16 protein-coding genes and 1 pseudogene are annotated in these 26483 nt (G+C 42.2%); 5 read left to right on the forward strand and 12 right to left on the reverse strand.

Annotated elements, in window-relative coordinates:
• On the forward strand, positions 1-2913 hold a 2913-nt coding region (locus tag RMZ95_RS31335), incomplete at its 5' end, for a putative Ig domain-containing protein (protein WP_409884252.1).
• A 454-nt stretch (positions 2914-3367) separates the two neighbouring features.
• Here RMZ95_RS31335 and RMZ95_RS31340 read toward each other — a convergent pair.
• Entirely contained in the window at positions 3368-5479 is a 2112-nt protein-coding gene (locus tag RMZ95_RS31340) for a glycosyl transferase family 1 (RefSeq protein ID WP_322684663.1), read from the reverse strand.
• Positions 5480-5595: 116 nt separating this feature from the next.
• On the opposite strand from RMZ95_RS31340, the gene RMZ95_RS31345 reads away from it, so the two are divergent.
• A complete protein-coding gene (locus RMZ95_RS31345; protein ID WP_322684662.1) occupies positions 5596-6339 on the forward strand; it encodes a class I SAM-dependent methyltransferase in 744 nt (247 codons plus the stop codon).
• On the opposite strand, the gene RMZ95_RS31350 is transcribed toward RMZ95_RS31345, so the two are convergent.
• The 3 genes from RMZ95_RS31350 to RMZ95_RS31360 form a co-directional block, all read right to left on the reverse strand.
• Positions 6319-8463, reverse strand: a complete 2145-nt coding sequence (locus RMZ95_RS31350) for a peptidase domain-containing ABC transporter (protein WP_322684666.1) — start codon at positions 8461-8463, stop codon at positions 6319-6321. The genes RMZ95_RS31345 and RMZ95_RS31350 overlap by 21 nt on opposite strands.
• 445 nt (positions 8464-8908) lie before the next feature.
• A complete protein-coding gene (locus tag RMZ95_RS31355; RefSeq protein WP_322684661.1) occupies positions 8909-9127 on the reverse strand; it encodes a hypothetical protein in 219 nt (72 codons plus the stop codon).
• Between the two features lie 805 nt (positions 9128-9932).
• On the reverse strand, positions 9933-12806 hold the full coding sequence (locus RMZ95_RS31360) for an NHLP bacteriocin export ABC transporter permease/ATPase subunit (protein WP_322684660.1): 2874 nt from the start codon (positions 12804-12806) through the stop codon (positions 9933-9935).
• A gap of 504 nt (positions 12807-13310) precedes the next feature.
• Here RMZ95_RS31360 and RMZ95_RS31365 point away from each other — a divergent pair.
• Positions 13311-13505, forward strand: coding sequence for a hypothetical protein (locus RMZ95_RS31365; RefSeq protein WP_322671424.1), 195 nt, complete (start codon positions 13311-13313; stop codon positions 13503-13505).
• A 238-nt stretch (positions 13506-13743) separates the two neighbouring features.
• Here RMZ95_RS31365 and RMZ95_RS31370 read toward each other — a convergent pair whose 3' ends face one another.
• The 8 genes from RMZ95_RS31370 to RMZ95_RS31405 form a co-directional block, all read right to left on the reverse strand.
• Entirely contained in the window at positions 13744-16020 is a 2277-nt protein-coding gene (locus RMZ95_RS31370) for an NHLP family bacteriocin export ABC transporter peptidase/permease/ATPase subunit (protein WP_322684659.1), read from the reverse strand.
• Entirely contained in the window at positions 15986-16249 is a 264-nt protein-coding gene (locus RMZ95_RS31375; RefSeq protein ID WP_409884258.1) for a hypothetical protein, read from the reverse strand. The genes RMZ95_RS31370 and RMZ95_RS31375 overlap by 35 nt, the downstream gene beginning before the upstream one ends.
• Before the next feature lie 125 nt (positions 16250-16374).
• Positions 16375-17814 carry an NHLP bacteriocin system secretion protein gene (locus tag RMZ95_RS31380; protein ID WP_322684657.1) on the reverse strand — a complete coding sequence of 480 codons (1440 nt, stop codon included), beginning with the start codon at positions 17812-17814 and terminating at the stop codon, positions 16375-16377.
• 154 nt (positions 17815-17968) lie between these two features.
• The gene (locus RMZ95_RS31385; RefSeq protein WP_322684656.1) at positions 17969-18391 is read right to left on the reverse strand and encodes a type II toxin-antitoxin system VapC family toxin; all 423 of its coding nucleotides are present in this window, start codon (positions 18389-18391) and stop codon (positions 17969-17971) included.
• On the reverse strand, positions 18388-18639 hold the full coding sequence (locus RMZ95_RS31390; protein ID WP_322684655.1) for a hypothetical protein: 252 nt from the start codon (positions 18637-18639) through the stop codon (positions 18388-18390). The genes RMZ95_RS31385 and RMZ95_RS31390 overlap by 4 nt, the downstream gene beginning before the upstream one ends.
• A 202-nt stretch (positions 18640-18841) precedes the next feature.
• A complete protein-coding gene (locus tag RMZ95_RS31395) occupies positions 18842-22150 on the reverse strand; it encodes a type 2 lanthipeptide synthetase LanM family protein (protein ID WP_322684654.1) in 3309 nt (1102 codons plus the stop codon).
• A gap of 411 nt (positions 22151-22561) precedes the next feature.
• The gene (locus tag RMZ95_RS31400; RefSeq protein ID WP_322684653.1) at positions 22562-22852 is read right to left on the reverse strand and encodes a Nif11-like leader peptide family natural product precursor; all 291 of its coding nucleotides are present in this window, start codon (positions 22850-22852) and stop codon (positions 22562-22564) included.
• 680 nt (positions 22853-23532) lie between these two features.
• Entirely contained in the window at positions 23533-24150 is a 618-nt protein-coding gene (locus tag RMZ95_RS31405) for a hypothetical protein (protein ID WP_322684652.1), read from the reverse strand.
• 156 nt (positions 24151-24306) lie between these two features.
• Here RMZ95_RS31405 and RMZ95_RS31410 point away from each other — a divergent pair, with 156 nt between their 5' ends.
• A complete protein-coding gene (locus tag RMZ95_RS31410; protein ID WP_322684651.1) occupies positions 24307-25059 on the forward strand; it encodes a TspO/MBR family protein in 753 nt (250 codons plus the stop codon).
• Between the two features lie 324 nt (positions 25060-25383).
• Positions 25384-26467 (forward strand): annotated as a pseudogene (locus tag RMZ95_RS31415) (IS630 family transposase).
• Positions 26468-26483 lie beyond the last annotated feature (16 nt).

The raw sequence follows: 26483 nt of genomic DNA on the forward strand, positions 1-26483 counted from the left end.
ACATTGTACTTCGTTGCCACCGACAGCAGTGGAGGCACTGAACTGTGGAAGAGTGATGGCACTGAGGCTGGTACTGTTCGCGTCAAGGATATCTACCCCGGCTTACCTGGCTCTAATCCCAAAGACCTAACTTACGTTAATGGCAAACTCTATTTTGTTGCTGACAACGGTAACACCGGGCAAGAACTTTTTCAGCTTGACCTGAACAGTACCCCCACTGACCTAAGTGTGAGTGCCACTAGTGTTAACGAAAATGTTCCTGCCAACACAGTAATTGGCAACTTTAGCACTGTTGATGCCGATGCAAACAATACCCACACCTACACCCTAGTTTCGGGTACAGGCGGCACCGATAACAGTGCCTTCACAATTGTGGGTAACGAGTTACAGATTAATAGTTCGCCGGACTACGAAACCAAGAATAGCTACAACATCCGTGTACGTACCACAGATGAGGGTGGTTTATTCTACGAAAAAGCGATCGCGATCGGAGTCAACAATATTAACGATGCCCCAAAAGCATTAGGTACTATTGCTGACCAAACAGCAACAGAAGACGCCATCTTCAACTTTACCGTACCAACAACCACCTTCAGCGATGTCGATGCAGGCGACACCCTGACCTATACTGCTAGCCTCAGTAACGGCAATCCATTGCCGGCTTGGTTAAGCTTTAATCCAACCACGCGCACTTTTAGCGGCACGCCATTAAATCAAAATGTGGGCAGCCTCAGCCTCAAAGTTACCGCAACTGATAAGGATGGAGCTAGCGCCAGTAGTGTATTTGGTCTAGCGATCGCTAATACCAATGATGCTCCAGTTGTGAGTAATGCGATCGCAGATCAAACAGCTACAGAAGACATTGCCTTTAGCTTTGTGGTGCCAGCAAATACCTTCAGTGATGTGGATGCGGGAGATAATCTCGTTTACACCGCCACTTTGGAAAATGGTAATCCACTTCCTGTTTGGTTAACTTTCAACGGCACTACCTTTAGTGGTACTCCCACAAATAACAACGTTGGTAGCCTCAACATCAAAGTTATAGCCAGTGATGGAACAGCAACTGTCAGCGATATTTTTGCATTAACAGTGGCTAATACCATTAGTCAACTTCCTAATGAAATTACTGGTACTTCAGTTGCAGACAACTTGACTGGTACGGTGAACAAGGATATTATCTCAGGATTACTGGGCAATGACACGCTCAACGGACTAGGTGATAACGACACCCTCGATGGCGGCGATGGAAATGATTTCTTAGATGGTGGTACAGGAGATGACAGTCTCATTGGTGGTAAAGGCAATGACACTTATACTGTGGACAGCATCGGCGACACTATTATTGAATCTGCCAGTGCAGGCACAGATTTAGTCAAGTCTTCTGTGAGTTGGGTGTTGGGAGCTAATCTGGAAAACTTAACCCTAACTGGAAGCACAGCAATCAATGGTACTGGTAACAGCCTTAATAACATCTTAATTGGAAATACTACCGCTAACACTTTGAATGGAGTTGATGGCAATGATAGCCTGATTGGTGATGACGGCAATGATACCTTGTTGGGTGGTGCAGGCAATGACACCTTAGATGCAGGTTTGGGAGCAGATAGTCTCAATGGTGGAATCGGCAATGACACTTACATCGTAGACAACCTCAACGATGCGATTACTGAAGCTTTAAATGCAGGCACAGATTTAGTTAAGTCTTCGGTGAGTTGGGTGTTGGTAGATAACCTGGAAAATTTGACCCTAACTGGAAGCTTGGCAATCAATGGTACTGGTAACAGCCTTAATAACATCTTAATTGGGAATACTGCCGCTAACACTTTGAATGGAGTTGATGGCAATGATAGCCTGATTGGTAGTGACGGCAATGATACCTTGTTGGGTGGAGTTGGCAATGACACCTTGGATGGTGGAGTTGGCAATGACAGCTTAGATGGTGGAGTCGGCAATGATATTTACATCATAGACAGCCTCAGCGATACTGTTACTGAAGGCTTAGATGCAGGCACAGATTTAGTTAAGTCTTCGGTGAGTTGGGTGTTGGGAAATAACCTAGAGAACTTGATTCTGAGTGGAACTTCAGCAATCAATGGTACTGGTAACAACCTTAATAACATTCTCACAGGAAATAGTGCCGCTAATATCTTGAATGGAGTTGATGGCAACGATAGCCTAATTGGTGGTTCTGGCAATGACACCTTGTTGGGTGGTGCGGGTGACGATAGCTTAGACGGAGGTGCGGGAATTGATAGTCTCGACGGTGGAGTTGGCAATGACATTTATACTGTAGACAACCTTAGCGATACTGTTACTGAAGGTTTAAATGCAGGCACAGATTTAGTTAAGTCTTCGGTGAGTTGGGTGTTGGGAAATAACCTAGAAAACTTGACCCTGAGTGGAACTTCAGCAATCAATGGTACTGGTAACAACCTTAATAACATCCTGACGGGAAATACTGGCGCTAACATCTTGAATGGAGTTGATGGCAACGATCGCCTTTTTGGTAACTCAGGCAATGACACCTTGCTTGGTGGTGCAGGTGACGATGTACTCGCTGGTGGAGTTGGTCGAGATATATTGACTGGTGGAATTGGTCGAGATAGCTTCAACCTGGCTGATACTCGCACTGGAGGCTATGACACTATTACTGATTTTACTGTTGGAGATGATACTATCTTCGTTTCTAAGACAGAATTTGGACTGAGCCAATCTCAGGATACGGTACTGGATTCGAGCTTATTCCGACTTGGGACTAGTGCGACAATTGCAGGCGATCGCTTTATCTACGATCGAACTACGGGGAACCTATTCTTTGATAAAGATGGGGTTGGTAGTGCTGCACAAGTTCAGATAGCCCAGTTCTCGAATCAGGTAGCGCTTACTAGTGCAAATATTACTGTCATTGCCTAACGAAAGCGAACTAAGTAAAATCCTCGCGATCCCTGACACATTGCTAAGGGCAGAGGAAATTATCATTCTCGGTAATACAAAAGGTTAAACTCGTTGTAGTTTTCATGCTGAACATGGCAACTACAACGATAATAAAAAGCTACCTAAACCTTCTTTGCACGCGGGTTTAACGGGGATATTATGGCTATTTAAGCACACATAACATCACTCAAATTGCACAAGCGATCGCTCCCATCCAAGCAAGGCGATTTGGACGTTTCATTTTCGACTTTCATAGCCTTTGAATATCACTGTTAATACTTACTTATTTTTCAATTAAAGTCAAAATATATAGCAATCCTATTTGATTTCTGATTACTCGTAAGGATCGGGGACTGGGGACTGGGGACTGGGAAGATAGGAATAAAGGTGTACTGAGTTTTTTCAGAAATCAAATATGAGTCCTATACTTTCTTTAACTTCTTGCAGCGATCGCCTGTTTGATGAATGCTTCTAAATTTTGGGTAGCAGTGGGATTGTCAAACAGAACGTTGCTTGAGAGTTTTAGGGCTTCACGAACTGAGTATCGCCAATCAATATCTTTGGCTAATCGCACTGCAATCTGAATATATTGCGAGATATCATCTGCAATTGTTTGTGTTACAGCGATCGCTTGCAAAAAACCATAGGAATGACGCCCCCGCATAAACTCACCAGGACAAGTGACAATTGGTAAATGACAGGCGATCGCATCCAGTGTTGTGTTACCACCCGCCCAGTCAAAGGTATCTAAATAAATGTCTGCCAAAGAAAGCAAGTCAAAATAATCATCACGCGGCAGGACAGGAGAGAATACACAATAGTCAAGACTATCTAACCCGACAGCCGCAAATGCCCGTTTCAGACGTTCTTGAGAAATCCCAGAGCGAAGGAACATAAATTGAGCATTGGGAACTTGACGGGCAATTTCTGCATAAACGTAATCGTACTGCGGTAAATATTTATAAGCAGCTTGACTAGAAATGTAGACGATCGCATCTTCTCGTAATCCAAAAAATAATCGGTTGCGGCTAACTGAGTCAACTTTGATCGTAGGATAGGAAATCCCAACACCAGGCAAACGTACAAGGCTTTCGGTATAGTAATATTGACCATTCACAGGCTCCATCAGTTCGCTAGATAAAAAATAGTCAATGGTGGGTAATCCAGAAGTGACAGGTTGCCCCCAAGCCATACATTGAATCGGCGCTAAACGCAGTCCAGCAATGCATAATGTGGTGGCATCCATTCCTAATTCTGGAAAAATTAACACATCAAGGCGATCGTCAATAACTTGTTGACAAATCTGTTCTAAATTATTCGGCAAATGATAAAACTTCGTACTATGAGACTGAAATAATTGAGTAGCAGCATCAATTTGATGCCCGATGTGATATGAATAAATTTCAAAATTTTGATTATCTGCATATTTAAGCCAGTTTAAGAACAAAACTGTTCCACTCCAGCTACATAAAAAATAGGAAAGATAGCCAATTTTAATTCTTCGATTGTTACTAATAGAAGAAATCGGACGCACCTGACTCCATTGCGGATAATTTGCCGCCATAATTTTGTGAACTAGCTGTCCATATTGCTGCTGTAATTCCAGGTCATTTTTTGCCTGATATGCAAGAAAAAAGTTTGTATGATGGCTGATCCCGATAAAAGCTCTTTTCTGTTCATCTGGACTATTAATTGTTATTTCTTGAATCAATTTTTTTAGCCCATCCTGAAACCACGCTCGATAGGTATCAATCTCTTGAGGAGTATGATAAGTTTCTGGCAGCATCAGATAGCTCAACATTTTGAATATGTAGTTTTCAGAAAACTTCTCTGTAACCTGTTGAGCGAAGTTACGAGCTTCCAGATAGTTCTGGCTTTGCTTTAGACGAATAATCAGCCAGTAATAGAGTTCTTCTGCTTGAGGGCAATTGCTAATACCATTTTGCAATGTTGCGATCGCCGCTGGCATCTGACCAGTTTTATACAAAACATCACTTAACTTTAGATAATAGTTAACCTGGTGCGGACAACTAGATAAATACTTGCTGTAATATGAGATAGCGTTTTCAGATGATTCACTATCTGCGAAATAGTCACCCCATCTGTGCCAAGATTCTAGCCGAGCCGCTTCATAAATAGTTGGCTGTTCAATTTCTGACAAATCACATTTAGGAATTTGTGCAATTTCTGGTTGCTGGATAATGTAGCAATCTTCGTGATTAATTGGGATGCGAAAGTTAATTAATGATTTAATAATAGACCATTCTTGGGTGGTTAACTGACCCGTAAGCCCTACATTTAGGTCTTCCGAGACAGCTTCTTTTAAACTAAGTTTCAAAACTGTCTCAAAAAGTAATGAGTTAGCATTATCCTGTAGTTCATCCGCTAAACTTTGGCTGTAAATTAGCAGTGTTATATCTTGTCTAGCTGGATGTGTGAAAAGAGTTTTGAGAACATTCGTCAAGTCTTCTGCAATCGCAGTTTCTAAATTAGACCAGTCAGGAAAGATAATCAAGTTAATATTTCTTAATTCATTAATTAACATAGCGTTGCAATTACTAATGATACAATCGTCTATTAAACTCGAAAAATCCTGCATCTGGCTGCATTATCGCTTATGTTTTAAAGAAGAAGATTGTTGGTGCTATTTGAGCGGTGTTTATGGAAGAAAATGAAAAACGAATCCTTGACTCATGGCAGATGAATGCTAAATTATGGACACAAGCAGTTCGTAATAAACAAATTGAAAGCCGTGCGATCGCCACAGATGCCGCTATAGTTAAAGCGATAACCCAACTTAATCCCAGAACATTCTTAGATATTGGATGCGGTGAGGGATGGTTGTCTCGACAGCTTTTTTCTTTAGGAATCGATGGCTGGGGTGTTGATTTTTGCGCCGATCTCATTCAGACAGCAAAAGATAGTGGTGATTCTCGCTTTGTTGTCTGTTCGTACTCGGATCTTGCATCACAAAAATTTAGCACCATTGACTATTTCTCTTGCTTGATTTGCAACTTTTCAATTCTAGGCGAATGCGCTCTTGATGAGATCGCTAAGGCAGGTCATGCCCTGTTAGAGTACAAAGGCAAAATAATCATTCAAACACTTCATCCGATAATTGCTTGCGGTGACTCTCCATACTCTAATGGGTGGCGCGAAACTTCATGGCAACCAAATGCAGATCGACCATTCTACCCTACTCCTTGGTATTTCCGAACCCTGGAATCATGGATTAACGAATTCCATGCTTTGAATTACCGATTGCTAAATTTATATGAGCCATCCGATCCCAAGACAAATAAACAGATTTCCATTATTTTTGTCTTTGAACGGGAGTTCGGCTATCCAAGTGCTGCGTTTGGCGCTTTTAGGAGCAAGCTGTTTTCAAGGGGTCAAGAAGTCTAAGTGATCTCCACCCTTAGAGCGTAGATCCTCTGGAGAGCCTTGGAGTTGCAACCTACCTCGATCCATTAACACAATCCAATCAGCACGATTAATCACTCTGGGGCGGTGGCTAATCAGAATAGTGGTTTTGTCCTGCCGATGAGATAGGAGCCTACCTAGTACTTGCGCCTCACTCACTGGATCGAGTCCAGCCGTTGATTCATCCAAAATTAGGATTGGCGGATCAGTAACTATCGCTCTGGCGATCGCCAGTCGTTGGCGTTGCCCGCCAGAAATATTTGAGCCAAATTCACCTAAGACGGTTTGATATTTGTCGGGGAGTTTACTGATAAAGTCGTCAGCCTCGGCAATTTGGCAAGCATTGACAATTTGCTCAAAGGTGACGTGCGGAGAACCTAAGCGAAAGTTTTCAATAATTGAGCGACTCCAAAAGTGGGGTTCTTGGGGAACAAGAACGATTTGTCGCCGGAGGCTATCTAAGGATAAATCTTGCAGGTTATATAGTCCAATACGAATATTGCCAGACTGTATTGGATACAAACTCGCAATCACTTTGGCAAGGGTACTTTTACCACAGCCTGATTTACCAATCAGGGCAATCACTTTACCCCCAGGGAGTGTAATAGAGAAATTTTCTAATAACTCAGTTCTGCCAGGGTAGTGAAAGTTTAGATTTGTGCAAGTGATGTCAGCATTGCCAGGAAGTGTAGCCAAGGGCTTTTGGGTATCGCCTTGATTTTCCGGTGTGGAGTCAATAACTTCTATTAAACGCTGGATAGCAGTTTGAGTCCGTGTAAATCTATCCACAAGTCCGATTAAAGTACCAATGAAGGCTAGAAAATTAGCGTTCATAGCGTTAAAGGCAAGCAGTTGACCGATACTCAATTCCTTGCTAATAACCAATATGCTGCCAAACCAGAGTAAGGCAACGCTGCCAATACCAGAAACTAATCCAGAGAAGGTGTTGTTGATAATGCCAATTTGAATCGTGCGGAATGTTTGGTTCGCTAGGCGACCGAATCGACTCTGGAATTCTTGCCAGAATTGGGGAGCGGCGGTCGTAGTTTTTAGTGTTAATGCACCTTTAAAGCTTTCAACGAGAACGCCTTGGTTTTCTGCTGCCAAGACCAATACACTACGAACTTTTTGCTGAAGTGTCGGCTGGAAAACAACCGTGGATACTGTCATCACAGCGGCGATCGCGATGGCAACTAGCGTCAGTTTCCCACTGTAGAACAGCATGAAACCAAAAGAAACCGCCCCAGTAAAAAACTGAGCAGGTAAACTCACGACCAATTGTGAGACTAACTGATTAATCTGTTGAATATCTCGCAGTCGGCTCACGACTTCGCCACTGCGACGGGCTTCATAGTATGTTAGCGGCAATCGCAGGATTTGTCGTCCAAATTCCAGAACTAGCCCTAACTCAATTTTTTGGGCAAAATTGGCAATCAGGTTAGAGTTAACGAGTCTGAGACTACTGCTGATAAGGTTCATCATCACAACAGTGACTGCTACAGCGTTGAGCAGCCTTGTATCACCTCGAACTAGCACTTCATCTGTCAGGATTTGGATCAGGAAAGGGTAAGCTAAAGATAGTAGACCAATAACTTGGGCGCCGAGCATAGCCTGAAAGATTATAGCTCGATAAGGCCATACGCGCTTGAGAAATCCCCCAAAACCGCTAACTTGCTCGTCGCTTTGAGTATAAAAGCGGATCGAGTCTGGCTCCAGTAGAAGCATCACCCAATTTTTCCAGCCCTCCATCAACTCCTTTCTGGAGAGATAACGGATGTCCGTGGCTGGATCAGCAATTACATATTTCCTGCCCCGCTGCCCGTACAAAACAACCCAGTGGTTGCCTTTCCAGTGAATGATCGCTGGCAGTGGCGCTTCCTTAATCCGGTCTACTATTTCAGTTGATGCTCTGACTGTGCGAGCATTGAAACCTAGTGCCTCTGCTCCCTGTTGCAGACCCAGCAATGTTGTTCCTAGTTGCCCAGTGCCTACCGCTTCCCGGATGCGGTTGATGGTAAAAGTACGGTCATAATGTTTGGCAATGGCAGCCAGACAAGCAGCTCCGCAATCTTCTTCACTATGCTGTCGCACAACCTGATATTTCATTTGAACTAAAACTGTTTGTTTTCCTTTCAAAATCACTTGTTGCTTCAAGCAACCTTAGTCAGTGGTCGGAAGTAATATCAATGACAAAACTGGAGCGATGGTGCTATTTTGACAGATTTATTTTGAGCTTAAAAACATGGTCTATCTAAATAGTGTTAATTCTGTTTAGAGAGAAAAATAGCTGAAGACTTTTTAACTTTTAACTGAGCTAGCCTTCAGCAAATTCTATATTTAACTAACCATTTTGAACAGATTTTTTCAGATAAAAAACAGGGGTTGGCTAATTTGTGGCAACCCCTTTAAGAAAGAAATCGTTGAAAGCTTTCATTTTTACCTGAGCTAGCTTTCAAGGAATTCTCTATTTAACTAACTAGTTTGAGCTCAATTCTAGTAATGACAGTTAACTTCTAATATTAAGAAGTCACCTAATGTATCCGAGGCAGAACTAATCTTCTCCAGCAAACGCGGAACTACCTCCCTCAGAGACAGATTCTGAATTATCGCCGTCCACGGTAGCAACGTTGCTAACGCCACCATTGGTTTCAGTAAAACCTTGGTTACTTACAGCCCGGGTGAAGAAAGTACCAAAAGCAAATGCAGAGCGGCCGCCTACAAGACTGGTTGCTTCACAAGCTGAGAGTTCAGTAAAAAGTGAATTTGCCATTGTTGTTGTCCTCTTAACTAAGTTGAATTAACGTCAATTACCTGGAATGAATTTTTCATTCCATCAATCTTTGACTTCTTAGAGAATATCAATAGTTTCACTGAATACAACCCTTATTTTATTAAGAAATATGTTCAGAAAATTTTTATTAATTTTGAGTACTGCTAAGTATTTATACAGGGTTAACTTTCATAAGCTTTTTCTGTAAGTTGACGTAATACTCAATGTAATTTGTAGCTAACTATTTCTAAAATAAGTATTTTTACTAGAAAAACTGGTGTTATTTTGCTTAATTTATACACACTATTCTACTGGGTAAATAAGTTATTTATATGATGTAATTTTACTATTACAAAACTTACATATTGACAGAAACAATTAAATGTGAATATGGATTTTCAGCCATTCAAGTTTGATTTTTTCACCATTAGCCAGCGATCGCTACTGATCTAAAGCTAGTAGCCGATAGCCTAAAACAACGGATTTTTGTTGGTACACATCATAGTTATTTTGTAGAGTGCGTAAGTCCTAATAAATACTATGTTTTAATATTCTTTAAAAGAAAAAAATACTAGGTTTTAATATTCTTTAAAAGAAAAAGTTTTTTATTATTTATATTATTTTTTATATATAAGATTTTTAGATTAAATGTCAGACAAAGATGTGCTGTAGTCATTTTTCTGAGGTTCACAATTTTTTGTATTTTCAAGAACGTACCTCGAAGAATTGCATAGTGAGGTCTTGAATTAATAGCCCGGATTTCTCACCAGCAATTCTCATTTTGAAAACGAAAGAAGATAAAGTCCTATACCCCTTCTAACTGTTGAGCTACCAGTTTGGCAAACAACCCTGATTGGGCAATCAATTCTGAAAAATTACCTACCTGTACGACATGACCAGCGTCAATCACATAGATGCGATCGGCATTACGAATCGTGCTGAGGCGATGGGCAATCACTACTCTGGTAGCATTTAACTTAGCTAAACTTTCAGTCACAATTGCCTGAGTGCGGTTGTCTAAAGCACTGGTCGCCTCATCCATTAAAATAATTTTGGGCTTGGAAACAAGCGATCGCGCAATCAATAATCTTTGCCGTTGTCCACCGGAAAGATTACTACCACCCTCAGCGACGATCGTATGCATACCCATTGGCATTTGCTTGATATCATCAGCAAAACCTGCCATTTGTGCGGCTGACCAAGCTTCTTCTAGGGAAACTAAAGCTCCGGCGGTGATATTATCAAAAACCGATCCTGTACCGATTTTACCATTTTGCAGTACCACTCCTAACTGTCTTCGCACAGCTTGGAGTTCCATCTCTGCTAAGTCTTTGCCATCATAATAGATGCTACCTGTCAATGGAGTTTCAAACCCCAATAACAACCGCAATATCGTTGATTTTCCACTTCCAGAAGACCCAACGATCGCAACAAATTCCCCTGGTTCGGCATGGAGGCTGACATCATTGAGGATTAAGCTGCCATTCTCCGAGTAGCGAAAGCTGACACAATTTAGGGCAATGCGACCGCTTAATTGACCGGGATTAACCTTGGTTGAGTCATATTCAGGCTGCGATCGCCAAATCGGTTTTGCTCGTTCCCAGATTGGTACAATACTCCAAATTTCTGATACAGTATTGCTCAGGTCAATTACTCCTTTGATAAAAATAGTTAAAGCATAGTTAAAAGCAACGAATGTACCCAGTGTTAAGCGTGTTTGCATTAACAACATGGCAAACCCAAACAGCAGTATAGAACTTACCAAAGGAAGTGCTTCGTTAAATACAGAAATACTATCTTTAATCTCTTGCCAACTCGCCTTCAGTCGGATCTGCTGGCTGTACTTTTTTGCCCAAGCTGCAAATGCGCGTTCTTCTCCCATTGTCACTCGCAGTTTGGCAACACCGTTGATTAGTTGTACCGTGAGTCCCTGAATTGCACCATTGAGTTCTTGCTCTTTTTTCGATTTCTTCACCAAGAGGAAACTTGCAACAGTCGTAACCACAGTGGCAAATATTGCTAAACCCACGCCCACAAATGCTAATTGCCAACTGTAAATAAACATCAGCACCAAGTTGAATAAAGCAAAAACTCCACTCAACAACGTTCTTTGGGTAGCACCGCTAAGTTTTTGATGAATTTCCCTCACCGCCATGACGCGGTTAACCAAATCTCCAGAAGTATACTGACGAAAAAAGCTAGGACTTAATCTCAGCAGGCGATCCCAAATGGCTGGCTGCAATATGCTATCAGTGGCGCTTTCAACTCGTAGGGTAATAATGCTTTGGGCAATTTGAAAAGCTAACTGTGCAAAGGCGACTGCAAACATGACCAATCCGATCTGCCACAGTAGAGCGCGATCGCTATCGGGAATGGCATGATTGATTAAAATTGCTGTTGCTTGCGGTGCAACCATGCCCAATATTGTGCCCAGTAGCCCTACCACTAAAATACTGGCAATGTCTTTTTCATAACCCTTGACCCCAAACCGCAGTAAATCAATGGCGGTGAGCGCAATTTGAGGTAATGGTCGATACAGAACGTATGCTAATGGTGACAGTGTTTTTGCTATTGATTCATTTACAGGTATCCGAGTCCGGGCTACGGGGTCAAAGATGACATAATCTCGATTATCTGTAGGTAACAACGCCACTGGGCGTTCCAACTGAGTATAAGCTAACATCGCCCCTTGGTCTTGACGCCACCAGCCATCTGCTAAAGTTATACGCCGAATCCGAATTTGCGATGCTTGTGCGATCGCGGCTACAGGGTCTTTAATAGAATTCAAATCCTCTGCTGGTGGACGAATCTCTATCCCCAGCGATCGCCCGACTGCCCCAAATGCTACTAATAAGGGCGGCCCTTCCTGAGAAAAAACCGCCTCCTGCTGTGGCTGCAATACTGTTGCTAAATCAGAGAGTGCCCCCTCTATTACTTGCTGATTAAATTGTTCGCGTTCCTGAAACTGCCGAAATTCTGCTTCTGTTTCTTTGTTTGCCAGCAAACTGAAGTAGTGAAAGAAACAAGTATGCAAACTGGCTAAACCTGCCAAAACTTCCTCGGAATTTTCTAAATCTGCCGTTGGCAACACTTTTCCGATAACCGCATTTTCTGCCTCCAGCCACATATCACTCGTGAGTGGAAACGCTGGTGAGGTAGAATTCAACGTTAATTCCTCAACTCCCATCCAGTGAGTTTTGCCTTGCTGCAACTTTACCCATAGAAGTGTTGTTTGCCTCCACTGTAGCGTTTCACCGGGCGATAATAAAAAATCTCGATCTAATGTCTGCACAAGGTTTAATGGCGTAGTCAAAACTGTCTGCTGGGCGCTAAGAGATTGTCCTAAATGATTTACCCAACCATCTAAAAGTTCTATGGCTTGAGAGTCAGCCGCCGCGATTCCCTTAACCAAATCAACCATTGACATCTGGCATAATTGGGTGGGTTCAATTGCGATCGCTACAAAATTCCATTGGCTTTGTGCGATTACTTCCGGTAACAAGACTTCACCAGCGTTGACATGAAACAGATAGCGGCGATGCTCCTTTGGTAAACTGTTTTTAACTCTAGTTGCAAACACTGCTAATGTTCCAGACTGCACTATCCAGAATGTTTCTGGATCGTTCAACAGTAATGGTTCGTTTGCCTGAAAGGAGTATGGTTTGGAAAGAGGATTCACTTAAGGTAAATCGATGTGAGTTCGACGATTGGAAAAAGATATAAGAAAAACTATTGTATCCCGGCTGAATGTAACACAGATTTTTTGTGATGATGATATTACTTTAGAGGACATCAGCCTAAGAGGATGTCTGAAAACTTTTTGGTGTTGTATTCGAGACTTGTAGATCCCCCTAAATCCCCCGATAAATTGGGGGACTTTGATTCCAGTTCCCCCCCTTAAAAAGGGGGGTTAGGGGGGATCAAGCGAAATATTGCATACTTCTCAGACATCCTCTAAGGGACTTCCAAATAAAAAATAATTAATTGCTCAATCAGCAGGGAAAGCAGGGCAAGAAAAATCTGATAATCGTCTTGGATGGAAAAATTGAGTAATTTAACGTGTGCCTCCGTGGGAGACTCACGTAAATTTATAATTGCTGAAGAAGATTTGCCTTTGATGTCGCTTGAATAAGGAAAATGATAGAGTTAAAGGCGATCGCATAGCGAAAAATGTAAATAAGATATGGCTGACCAAAAAGATAAAGCTCAAGAAAAAAACCGCCTTGAACAGCTTCAAGAAGAACAAGGCAACACCGATGCTAAACACTCAGGCGGTGCTGGCGCTTCTGGTGGCAACTCAGGTGCAGGTAAATCTGGCACATCAAAAATTTCTGCCACTGGTACACCTGATGATATCGAAAAAATTGATCGAGAGTAAAGCTGATTTTGACGATGAGTCAAGGTTTAACTGCCTCGGCAATCATTAGCAACTCAACAATGGTGGATTGAATACCTGATTATTAGACATCTTGCAAAAGTAACTTTTGCCTTGATGTTGGGCAAAGGTTAAAGGTTAAAGGGTAAGAGAAAATTCCATACCTTTACCCTTTACCCCCGCCCCTTATCCCCAGAGGGGGCCCCACCTTCCCCTTTTCCCTACAATGCCAAGAAGTCCATTATGCTTCTGCTGCGTGAAGTAGGCGAACATAAGTTCCACCTTGCTGCCATAATTCCTCATGAGTGCCACGCTGCACGATTTTACCTTGCTCTAGCACAATAATTTCATGGCAATCGCGAATTGTGCTGAGGCGGTGGGCTACTACAATACACGAACAACCACGCTGTTGCAAGTTGCGGTTAATAATCAACTCGGTTTCTGCATCTAGGGCACTGGTTGCTTCATCCAGTACTAAGATTGTGGGATTTCTCACCAAAGCGCGGGCAATTTCTAAACGCTGGCGTTGGCCACCACTAATATTCATACCGCCTTCAATCAACTCAAAGTCATATTTCCCAGGCATAGATGCGATCGCATCATGAATCGCTGCATCTTGGCAAGCCTGCACCAAATCGGCTTCTGGTATAGTTGAATCCCAAAGAGTGATGTTTTCTCGCACAGTCCCCGCAAATAAAAAGATATCCTGTTCAACCATTGCCAAACAGTTAGCAAGGACAGAGCGTTTAATTTGCGATCGCTCCACACCATCAAAGCAGATTTCTCCTTCCCAAGGTTGATAAAGACCACAAATTAATTTAGCAACTGTGGATTTACCAGAACCACTTCCCCCCACAAGCGCTATTCTTTGCCCTGGCTTGACAGTCAAGCTCAAATTCTCAATCAACGGAGGTTCTACACGACTGTACCCAAAAGTGACATTCCGTAACTCAACATTACCCTGTAATTGCCACATTGGGCATGGGGCATTGGGCATTGGGCATTGGGCATGGGGAAGACTTGCAATAAGTTCCCCTCTGCTCCTTTGCTCCTCGGTCACTGAGCGTAGCCGAAGTGCTGCTCCCTTGCCTGACTCGACTTCCAAATCAACGGGGTTTTGCAATACATCATCAAGGCGGTTTAAATCAGCTTCTAAAGTTTGGAGTGTACTGCCGAAGTTAACGAGGCTATTAACTGGTTCTAAGAAGCTCAGTGTTAAACTTTGGTAGGCAACGAGCATTCCAATACTGAGATTGCCATTCATTACTTGTAAACCACCAACCAGCAAAATAGAAGCTGTAGTTAGGGCAGTCAGAATTGTGGGTAATGTGGTGAGAATTTGAGTTTGTAAGCCTAATTGTTGTTGGGCGTTCAAAGCTTTAGCGTAATAACCCGCAAACCGAGCAAATAAATCTGACTCCAGCCCTGAAGCTTTGATGGTTTCTATGGTTTGGATGCCGCTAATCGTTACTCCACCCACCTTGCCATATTCCTGAGCTAGGCGCATATTTGTATCTACACGAGTTTGCGATAAAAATAAGAGGGCGAGAATGTTGATTAAAGCAAAACCAACTGCGATCGCACTCAGTAATTGGTCATACTGAATCATAATCAGCAGGTAAAAGACCATCATCACCGCGTCAATTACAGTAGTTGCCAAAGACCCTGAAAGTACTTCTGCCACCCGGTCATTTAGTTGTACACGGCTACTGATTTCCCCAGCAAAGCGTTGATCGTAAAACCCAACAGGCAATCGCAGGATATGCCAGAGAAAGTGTCCTGATGTGCTGACTGACAACTTAACCATTAATCGCCGCAGGTAGGTAAGCCGCAGTCTGGCAAGGAATGCCCGTAATAAAGTAGTTAACACCATTCCTAACAGCAAAGGTCGTAACCAATCTTGTCGGTCTTGGATTAAAATCTCATCGATAAATACCTGAGAAAAGGCTGGCACAGCTAACCGAGGCAGTGTTAGCAATAATCCAGCTAGCAAGCAAAATAAGATAGTAACTCGTGAGTTTTGTAAGCGGCTACTTAAGGCTGAGACAATGTGATTTTTTTTGCCTCCCTTCTGAAAGTCCGCTCCTGGTTCCATTGTCAGCACAACACCCGTGTATGCGCGATCGAACTCTTCCCAACTTACTGTTCTCCGACCATTGGCAGGATCGTTGAGGTAGACGCGTTTCTTGCTATATCCTTCTACTACGAGAAAATGGTTAAAATTCCAAAAGGCAATGTAGGGGAGACGGGTAGCTGTCACCTTTTCCAGAGACAGTTTTAAACCTTTAGCATTGAGTCCATAGTTTTTGGCAGCTTTGAGAATATTAAAAGCTTTACTGCCATCCCGCGAAACACCGCATTCTTCACGCAGTTTAGCCAGTGGCACAATCCGTCCGTAATAGCTCAGAATTATTCCCAAAGCCGCCGCACCACATTCGACCGCTTCCATTTGCAAAAGTGTAGAAGTGCGGACACGATTTGGTTTAAGTTTGGGAATTGGGGATTGGGAATTGGGCATTAGTATTAGAACTTGGAAGTTGAGCTTCTGAAGGTGGAAGTTGAGCTTCTGAAGGTGGAAGTTGAGCCTCTGAAGGTGAACGTTGAGCCTCTGAAGGTGAACGTTGAGCCTCTGAGGGTGAACGTTGAGCTTCTGAAGGTGGAAGTTGAGCTTCTGAAGGTGGAAGTTGAGCTTTTGAGGGTGAACTTTCAAGTTTTAACCTCAATACCCAAATTAACGTGATGTCCAACTTATCCTTAGAACCCCTCTCCAAACCTCTCCCCCACAGGGAGAGAGGCTTTGATTCTTGCTCCCCTTCCCTTGTAGGGAAGGGGTTGGGGGTTAGGTCTGAAAGAAAGTTGCACACGGCGTAAATTAATAAATCCCAGTCCAAGAGCGCAGCATAGGAATAATATAAGAAATCGGTGCTTTTTCTCCAACTTTTACTTGAACTGATGTAGTTGTGCCAGAAGATATTTTTAAGGCTGGGCCATCAGAAGATGACCATTTGTAGCCACTTACTGATGTAGGGTTTTCTTGGAGTTGGACAAAAGCTTGCACCTTGCCTTCACCTTTACCTGCAAGACTGGCGGCAATTTCTTTGTTACCAACGATCGCTGTAATATCTTGTGTAGTCACTGGAAATGAAGAAATATCTGCAACGGTTCCGATAATGCCACCTTCGCGCTCGCGTTTAGCAAAGCTGGGAGTCACTTGTACAGCCATCCCCGGCTTGATTTGCTTACCATCTTTATTAGCAAAGTAAACAAGACTCATAAGTTTTGAATTTGGCTGTTCAGCCTCAATTGACCCCAAGCGACTACCCGGATTCATCATTTGTCCAGGGACAGCGCTCAGTTCGAGAATGTGGCCATTATATTTGCTAATAATTCTACTTTCTTGAGATAGTTGCAGTTCTAATTGGGCAATTCGCCGCTTTACTTCCCGAATTTGATTTGTTTTATCAATTGATTGCTTTAAGTCTTGTTCGCGTAGTTTAGTATTTTGAGTATTAATATCTTTAATTTTGGTTTTAATTTCGTCAATTCTATTAAGATTTTCCAGATATTCGCGTTGCGTGGTAGTTTCTTGGATTTCCAAATCCTTGAGTTGTACGTCAATATCTGATAATTCACTTTGAGTATTAAAATATTCTTGTTCAGCTTGCACCAACATATCTTGGCTGATTACATGCTGCTCAAAAAGGTGACGACGGTTATCAACCCGTTTTTTAAGAGTTTTGAGTAAGTAATTAATTTGTTGTTTGCGAGAATTAATGCTTTGGCGTTTTTGAGCGATCGCTCTCAATGTTTGATCGCGTAACTTTGGTGCATCTTGCTCTCGGCGCAGATTATTTTCCAAATCCATTCTCTGCTGTCCAAGAGTAATGATTTGTTGGTCAATCAGCAGCTTTTGTAACCTGTCAGTCTCTTGATTTTGGGTTTGCAGTTGTTGCAACTTTACTTGCTCTTGCTGTAATTGCTGCTTTAGCGCTGATTGGTCGATAATACCCAGTACATCACCTTGTTTAATAATATCCCCCGCCTTGACCTTGAGAGTTAGTAATGGGCCAGAACTAGGTGCTTGAAATTCCACAACATGGTGCGGTTTAATCAAGATACCTTGACCTGTAACGGTGAGAGGAATTCTACCAAACACACTCCAAACACCAGCCACAGCAACTACAAAACTCATGGTAGATAAAGTCAACCAAGCTTGAGGTTTGACCACATTTATCGCTTGATCCAGTTGTTCTGGTGAAGATAAGCGATCTAGGGCTTCTTGGCGAAAGATGTGGCTGTGTTTTAGTTGCATTGTTCTCCTTCTTGCTGACAGCACCCAGAACCTTAAGACTTCTAGACTTTTAAGATTAAAGTGCGATCGGGGAGAACTAGGGGAGAATTAAGGAAGCGATCGCTTCTACTGCTTCAATCGCAATCTATCGTCTAAACCGTGATTGAAGATTAAGCTATTGTTCTTTTGGCATAATCATAGAAATTAATTGATTACGATTTTTTCGATAAATCCTAAAATCACTATCAAATGTGAGCAATTCACTTTCAGTTGCCAGTTCTGCCATCCTCACCAAACACGCATCCACTAACGACATTGGAACTGACTGATAACGCTGCATCAACTTGTCAACAGCAGCAGCTTCTTCAGAGAGCCGAAACGGAAGATGGATGATTCCCTTTTGTACAAAAGAAATTACTGCTGCTTCTCCTCCGTAAACATTCTGTAAGAGAAAACAAGCCTCTGTAACTACTGCTTCACAAGTTAACAAAGGTGGTTCAATCTGTCCAAATTGATTTGTCACCCATTTATGAAACTGCTCTCTCCGATTGAGTAAAGCTACTAATGGGCCTGTATCTAGCAGTACCGCTTGCTTCATTCTGTTAATGGTCTTTTAAGGTACTCCTTGTTTGTCGAGAGATCCCCAGGGCCAGAATCCACGCAGCCAACTAAGTCTCCTGCTGCTTCTAAAGCAGACATTGGCGTGCCATCATGGTGCTTAAACTTGACTGTTGGTGATTTCAATTGCAAAAATTCCACAAAGTCAAGTACTTGCTGCTGTTGTTCCTTTGATAAGGTAAGAACCTTTTGGGCAATAATTTGCTCTAGACCAATTGCTCTCGTCACTAGTTTTTCCTCCAGTCCCATCACTTCAAGTCTAAATCTAACTGCCTTAGTCACACAGAAACCAGCAGAACGTTAAAATTTTGAGATGACTAGCTTTTAGGCTTTTATCAGCAGGCAACACCTTGAGAGGGCTAGTTCTGACCCTATTAGTTTACGCTAATAGGGTGTGGTCAAAAGCTGTTTTTGAGTATGAGCAACAAGCTCAATCCCATAACAATATTGAAGGCAAGTCATTCTTAGCCAGACGCAGCAATTGATAACCAATTCCAGATATACCGGGTAAAAAGCCAGGATTAAATACAGAATTGGGTAAGTTGGGGAACAGTTGATAAGCTCCAGTTCGCTTGGCTTTAGCCACAACATTTGTTGCATTCTGGTGAGCAATTTGATGCCAATGAGGACGGGAACAGATTTTTGCACCGACTAACAGCACTTCCGCCCGACCGAAGTTACCACAGCACAAGTGATCGATCGCTTGTAAGCCAAAATTCTGAGTAGTTTGCAGAGCAATTTCAATTTCTTGTTGAATTTCTGGCGTTTCCACGATTCTCAAACTGCCTAAGCGTCCCAAACCAATGCCGGCTGCACCATGACACCACTTATTTGCAAAGTCAGGTTGTCCCGGTTGTCCCATTCTGCGGAAGTCGGGCCAGTTGGCGGTGGACTGGCAAAAGACGCTACGCTCATACTCAATTCCTGCTAAACCTGCTTCTAAGTATTTGCCCTCTGAGGTGGCGGCATAAAGTCTGAGCAAGGCGTAGGAGATACCTGCGGCTCCATGAGAGAAGCCAGTTAAGGGCTTGTCCCAATAAGTATGCCAAGCTTTGGGCGCACCATTATGGCTAACTTGATGGTTGACTAAATGTTGTCCACAGGCGATCGCTTTTTCTAAAACGGTTGCTTCTCCTGTGGCTTGATGCAGAGACAATAATCCTAAAATTGCCCCAGCTGCTCCGCTCATAATATCCAGGTGTTCATCGGCAGCAATTAGTTCTGGTGTCATCAAATCGGCTAATCCTTGAGCGTCTGCCAACAGCGTTGCATCGTTGAGGAATTGGCTAATTTTCACCAGGCTATAGATCATCGATCCTAAACCTGTTGCACCCCCAACACCCATGAAACGAGCCATGCGTTCCCAAGTTTCGGGATCGATGGTGTGGATTTGGCGACGCAGAGATTGCACTGTTCTAAATGCTAGATCGCGGTAACGGGAATCACCAGTTACTTGGCTCAGTGCCGCTAAAAACAAGGCAACTCCAGAGCGTCCGTCAGAGAGACAATTATTCAATACTTGCAGTTGATATCGTTCGGCGCGAGGCACAAAGTCTAAGCCAATCCAGTTAATGCTGCCATCAGGGTCAGAAATGGCTCTGGTTTCCAGTTGAGTGGCGATTTCTTTGGCTTCAGCAATCAATTGTTCCGAATTTAGCAACGGTAACGATTCGCCTTGCCATTGCCCACCTTGGCGGCTGGAAGTGGTTGCAATTTTGGCATCGAAGGAGCCTTGAATAATCGCTACTTGTCGAGCTAAGTCGGTTTCATCCAGAGATTGTAACTGGTTGAGCAGGTCTTGATAACTGGATTGCTTGAAGTAGTTGGGAATGGAAGAGGAACCGTTTAAACTCAGTTCATCAACCACCGCGCTAGCTGTGAAGAAGGGAATATCCAATTGTTCCATTGCTCGAAGTTCTGCGCTCAAAACAGGAAAAGCGTTCGGTCTATTTTGAGCAACTAGAAAAGCACGACTGAGAACATCGAGTTGAATACTGTAATCTACACCGTGTTTGAGGTAATCGGGTGCTAAAGCTTTTTGGAGGATGATGCCATAGATGCGGGTGTTGCGGAAAATAAAGCGCACCTGCTGATTTTGCATCGCAGATAGCAAACTTTGGCGTGAAATTAAGAAATCTTTGTGCGCCATTAAAAAGCGATACATCTGCTCAAACCCAATGGTGATTTCTAGTTGATAATCGTTTGGAGACAGAGCAGTTTCACCCAAAAACGGCACATTTTTCCCCATCGGTAAGGTTACAGACTCAGAGGACAGATGCATATTATCTGTATTAATGTTCTGCCAGCGCGGCACTTTCCGGCGAGATAGTCGGGGATCTGTGCTGCCTAGCCCGCTAATATCATAAGCGACACTGCGATCGCCACTAAAGTCCCAACGCGGTAAAAGTCCGGTGCGAAGTACAGAATCCCAAAATTGTTGTGTGGCGGTTGTTTCTAAATCTTGGGTAAGTGGTGAGTCTTCAATGAGATTCGGTTCATGGTGCAGCAGCGTTTCCATGTCAATCAGCACCAGATGTTCGCCATTGGCAATTAAGTTTTCGTAATGGCAATCTGTGGCTCTGAGGGCGTAAAGCACACACAACAACATCCCAGAACGCTGATAAAATCGTTTCGCAGCTGCTTCATCCACACAAGGCAACTGTTCAACATGTTCTACCCAACCGTAACCATTGCGCTCAAGTACTTGAATTATTTTAAAATCTAAAAGATTGCTGTGTTGATTGCACCAATCCAAAAATTGGTTAAAGACAACCTCTAATCCTAAATCTTTGGGTTTATAAACAAGTTTAAGTCCAGACTCAAAGGTGAGCAAAATTACTGTTCGTCCGCGTTTGTGTGGATCGGAAATGGATGTTTGAATTTCGGTAACTTTGTTTTGAGAAAATGGGGCGATCGCTTCATCAAAAGTTCGTTGAATATCTGTCCTATCTGCAACTAAACGTTCGAGAAATTCAGCAGTAAACTCAACCCAAAAATTGACGGCTGTTGCCACTAACCGACCGAGAACGGGATACTTTTGGAAGAACGTCAGCATTCCATCTTCTAGGAGTTGATTGACGAACTTAATGTAATGAGTGTTATTATTTTCTGTCTCCAACCCCAGCAAACCGAGCAAACTTTGACCAAAGGGACGCACCTGAGAAAATTCAAAATCTAATGTCTTAATGCAAAGTCCTGCTAATCGTAGCAGTAGACCACGTTCTAAAGAACTGTAAGCATCGTGGGAAAGAATCGATAAGGGAAGACAATCTTGGATGAATTGACTGCCGCAGCGAGTTAGTAATTGCTGTCTGGCTACCAAAATAGCAGGCAAAAGGATATCTTCAAAGGCGATCGGATTTTGTGAATCGATTGGTAGAAATACTTCGGTTGCAGAATTGAATCCTGTTGCGGTTTGGATGATTTGCTGCAAGGTTTCTGCCCACTCAGGCAAAGGTCGATCGCCAAGCAACTCGATGGTTCCCAATTTGGAACTAACAGTATCGAGGTCTAGCCCTTCCCACTGTAAGCGTTTGTGCAATGTATCCAATTTACCTTCTGCTGCAACTTCGCACCAGCGATCGCGCCGACGGTTAATTTCTTGTTCGTTGACTCGATCGCCATTAATTGCAAATCTGCTTTCATCAAGCCGTTCCCAGATAAAGCTAGCATTGGTTGCGATCGCCCTTAATTCGTCTGATGTTTTCTGTGGGGATAAGCAAACAACTTGTTGAACCATAGCTGGATTTCTCATAGTGGGAAGTATTAATCGTTAAAAAGACAAAAAATTAGTTTCAAATTTATTAATTAGAAATATGAAAACAATAGACCTCTTGCAAAAGTTTCCTAACACTCCACCCCCAGCCCCTCCTCGCACGCAAGCAGGGAAGACTTTGACGTAAGTTAAAGACGGGGTAGGGTTCTTTTTTTGATTTCTGCAAGAAATCTAATGAAATTCCCTCTTTCCCTTGATTAAAAAAGCAAAGAGGGAATCTGTTATGCAGCATCTCTTTCTGCGTTGAACCTCAGTATCAAGTATGGAAGTTATCCAAATTAAAATATTGGAGATGTTGGATCTAAAAAGCTCTTTTAGAAAAACAACCTGACCTGTGGTGGTTACAATGCCAAAGAGAAACAGAAGCTACCGTTTTTAGCAGCAGCCTGCGTGTCCGCCACCACAGCTAGCTGTATGACATAGCTTGGCTGCACTATCAGCCATCATTCCACCACTAACACTAAGTAATTCTTCTTCACTTAGTTCGTTGGAGTCCACAAAGGTTAGTTCTGTCAACATTTGAGAAATAGTTTCAACTGTGAAGTTATAACCTTTTTCTGCACTTGCGATCGCTATCAAAGTGATAGCTTCTGCTTGGTTAGCTGCTGCTTTTACTTGCTGTTGTAATTGTACGTTTTGCAGCAATTCTTTAATTTGGTGTAGCATAGGTTTGTTCTCCATTTTTATTGACTTATTTATACGGCAGAGATTGCGCGCTTGTTTGGGGCGGTGTTCTCTGCTTTTCTGATTTGAATTTAGAAATAAATAGGGGAGAACTAGGGGAAATAATTACAATTGCGAAAAAATTTTTCAGCACAGATTAATTCGGGAATGACATCGATATCCATCGAAATGCGCGATGTATTTCTGCTTTACAATTGATTGTCTAGAGTTTTACTGTAGATCCTCCCGTTTGGAGTCAATGAATGCATCCCTTGCTCTAGTAGTCTGGCAACTCAAAAATGCGCTTGTGGAGGTTGGGTAAAGGGACTCATGGTAAGGGGTAAAAAACATGAGTCCTTTTCCCCCTGCCCCTTATCCCCAGAGCAAGGCTGATTCATTCCCCAAAGAGCTTTAAAAATAAGGGTTATAGCGATTAAAAATTAGTTATTTTGTTACTGGCGTACCGATTAAACCAACTATTTTACTGATATTTCAGTGCTTAAATGTTCATCTTTTCGTCACGCTTACTTAGAATTTTCTTGCTAACCAGCTTGACAAATCCTGTTTGAAATGGAATGAATCAGCCCTGCTTGCCCACTGGCTCGTGGACAGCAACATCGCAGAAACCGCCATTGACAAAAAGGGCGATCGCGAATTTAGTGCGAGTACTTATAAATAAGCTACTAACTACAATAAGCCAGACTGCTTAATCCAGGAGTATTCACTAAGTCAGTATTGACTATCCAACCATTACCAGATAATTCTCCAGGGAAACTTCTAGAAAGGTCGATTTCTACCCAAATATAATTCTCAGATTTGTATGACTTAACTATATTACCTGTAACCAAGTTCACATACACAACTGTATTTGGCGAAAGTGTTGTAATAAAAGGTTCTCTTGTACTTGGTTGGCGACGTATAGTTTCCCGTCGTACAATTTGCCGACATACACTGCCAATAGTAGGTTTACTCGATATATTTTGAGCGTTGTTATTCGGCTGACAAAATTTTAGTACAGCAGTTTGAATAAACCCTGAAGTCGGAGCTTTAATTCTGACAAATCTATCTCCACTAACTGGTATATATGCTAAAGTAATCTTTGTTTTTGCCGACAATATTCTAATAGCATGGGATGATGTTGAAGGTTCTTTGAAAACTGGAGTACTTACTTTAGTTGCACGACAACTTGACTGTGCAGAATTAAAGGGGGGCTGTGTGATTTGAGCAAGTACAGGTACAGTCAGAGCAAAAGTAGCAATATTTACTAGAGTAAAAATATACAATAACTTCTGAAATTCCACGCTTTTTCCTCAACACCACTTACGAAAAACTGTACATTAGATTCGGAACTTCTAAACTCTGATATTAAAAGAGCTTAACCAAATTATTTTTAACTATTAGAATATCATATAATGACTTATTACTACTAATTACCAACTACGCGCCATTTCTTCATTATGAATAAATCCCAGAATAGTGGAATAGTTGAACAGTTTGTAAATACAGTAATGGGAGTAAAACCTGGGAATAAATCACAGTCTCTAAACACATCAATAGCTACTACACAAGAACTAGATATCAAGGCAGTTTTAGTTTATACACTAGGGACTATCCTACAAATATTAGTTATGATTCTCGTGTTGTTGGGAATGGAAAAATTAGTAATGTTCATCGATAATTCTTCTTTTCCCAGTTGGGTTAGCACTTTATTGGCTGGATTATTTTTTGCTCTATTAAGTATCCGTTCTCGAATTTTTTCTCTTTTAGATAATACCCGTTCTCGTCAGACCTATGACCAGGTAATCAGACCAAGATGGTCTCCTCCACCTTTAGCATTTCCCATAGTTTGGATGACAATTGCTGTTTTGCGGGTAATTTCTTCTGTATTGATTTGGCAGCAAATGAATCACCAGTTTTTAGTGTTGCCTTTAATTTTGTTTGTGGTACATCTGGCTTTAGGGGATATTTGGAATACGATTTTTACTGTCGAACGGAGATTAGGTGCTGCTGTACCTGTAGTTATTTTAGGCCCTTGGTTATCTGCGGTAGTGGTGACAGCAATTTATTGGCAAATTAATCCTATAGCAGGAATGACTTTATCATTTTCTTGTGTGTGGTTAACTGTAGCTGCTGTCTTGGTATTTAGAATTTGGCAATTAAATGGATATGAGCCATTGTATCCTTTAAAACTAACATCTGTGGATCGATAAATATTTAAAATTAACCTTGAAAGGAAAGCCAATTCAAGATACATAAAAACCGGTAGAGCAGTTAACAATAGACCTCTTGCAAAAATCGTTGAATCACCCCTCCCCAACCCTCCCCTTGTAAAGGGGAGGGAGCAAAATTTCAAGTTTCCCCCCAATATATCGGGGGGATTAAGGGGGGTCGATTCGACTTATGCAAGAGGTCTAATCTACCGTTTTTTAAAATCTTTAAGGAAGTTAGCTTCTAAACTAATTTAGGAATCCTATTTGATTTTTGAAAAAGATTACGAGATAATACGGATGAGTTGACAAGTGTAAGAGCAGACAATGATAAACCAGCATCTACAATCGGCAATACAACCTGGAGGAGTGGCAACTGCCATCGCTGAGTTACAAGATTTCATAGCAGCTTGTCGTGATGCCCGTGATCTTGAAAAGCTTTGGCAGTTAAATTGATTGTGCCTTGATTACTTGTACGAAGAAATCCAAGCTATTCTAGATGTATCTTTAGGGTCGATAACAGGCTGGAAACAAGCCTATGAGCAGGATGGAATTAATGGACTGTGCTTGAACTATAAAGGCAGAAAAAGCTACCTGAGTACTGAACAGCGAGAAGAAGTGTTGAGTTGGCTGCAAACCAAGAACTGCTGGGAACTGGGTGAACTGGAGTACAAATTAGCTTTTGAGTACGACGTAGTTTATGATTCAAAACAAAGTTACTACGACTTGTTTGATGCCGCTGACATCAGTTGGAAGAAAACCACAAAGCTGAATCCCAAAGCTGACGAGAATGCTGTTGCAGCAAAAAAAAAGAGATTGAGACATTGCTGGCACATCACAAGCGTGGAAATCGAAACAGGAAAGTTGAGAGTACTGCTAATTGATGAATGCCATTTAATGTGGGGAGAAATAAGATGGTTACGTATGGGGAAAAAGTGACCAAGAAATAGCAGTCCCAGTTGTTAACGAACGAGATAAGCAGACATACTATGGGGCAATTGACTATCTGCAAGGAAAATTAGTTCTCAAAGCTTATGACGCGGGAAATTCAAAAAATACTATTGATTACCTACAATATCTGCTAGCTGACTCTCCCGATCAGCAATTACTAATTTTTTGGGATGGCGCTAGTTACCACCGTTCTAAAGAAGTTCGAGGTTTTTTGGACAAGGTAAATCTTGGGTTGTCATCTGAACAATGGAAAGTACATTGCGTTCGCTTTGCTCCCAATTGCCCAGTACAAAATCCCATTGAGGATATTTGGTTGCAGGCTAAAACATGGGTTCGACGTTTTTGTGCTTTGGTTCCAACATTTTCTCATTTAAAATGGATGTTTGAGTGGTTTATCCGACACACTACCTTTGATTTCGCTACTCTCCAGATGTACGGAGTTTTTTCAAAAATCAAATAGGAGTCCTATTTTATCT

Source organism: Nostoc sp. DedQUE07, assembly GCF_034530975.2.
Taxonomy (GTDB): domain Bacteria; phylum Cyanobacteriota; class Cyanobacteriia; order Cyanobacteriales; family Nostocaceae; genus Nostoc.

Excerpts from the sequence above, each read along its gene's own strand:
- RMZ95_RS31340 (WP_322684663.1), bottom strand. The coding sequence starts at position 5,479 with ATGTTAATTAATGAATTAAGAAATATTAACTTGATTATCTTTCCTGAC.
- RMZ95_RS31345 (WP_322684662.1), top strand. The coding sequence starts at position 5,596 with ATGGAAGAAAATGAAAAACGAATCCTTGACTCATGGCAGATGAATGCT.
- RMZ95_RS31350 (WP_322684666.1), bottom strand. The coding sequence starts at position 8,463 with ATGAAATATCAGGTTGTGCGACAGCATAGTGAAGAAGATTGCGGAGCT.
- RMZ95_RS31355 (WP_322684661.1), bottom strand. The coding sequence starts at position 9,127 with ATGGCAAATTCACTTTTTACTGAACTCTCAGCTTGTGAAGCAACCAGT.
- RMZ95_RS31365 (WP_322671424.1), top strand. The coding sequence starts at position 13,311 with ATGGCTGACCAAAAAGATAAAGCTCAAGAAAAAAACCGCCTTGAACAG.
- RMZ95_RS31370 (WP_322684659.1), bottom strand. The coding sequence starts at position 16,020 with ATGCCCAATTCCCAATCCCCAATTCCCAAACTTAAACCAAATCGTGTC.
- RMZ95_RS31380 (WP_322684657.1), bottom strand. The coding sequence starts at position 17,814 with ATGCAACTAAAACACAGCCACATCTTTCGCCAAGAAGCCCTAGATCGC.
- RMZ95_RS31385 (WP_322684656.1), bottom strand. The coding sequence starts at position 18,391 with ATGAAGCAAGCGGTACTGCTAGATACAGGCCCATTAGTAGCTTTACTC.
- RMZ95_RS31395 (WP_322684654.1), bottom strand. The coding sequence starts at position 22,150 with ATGGTTCAACAAGTTGTTTGCTTATCCCCACAGAAAACATCAGACGAA.
- RMZ95_RS31400 (WP_322684653.1), bottom strand. The coding sequence starts at position 22,852 with ATGCTACACCAAATTAAAGAATTGCTGCAAAACGTACAATTACAACAG.
- RMZ95_RS31410 (WP_322684651.1), top strand. The coding sequence starts at position 24,307 with ATGAATAAATCCCAGAATAGTGGAATAGTTGAACAGTTTGTAAATACA.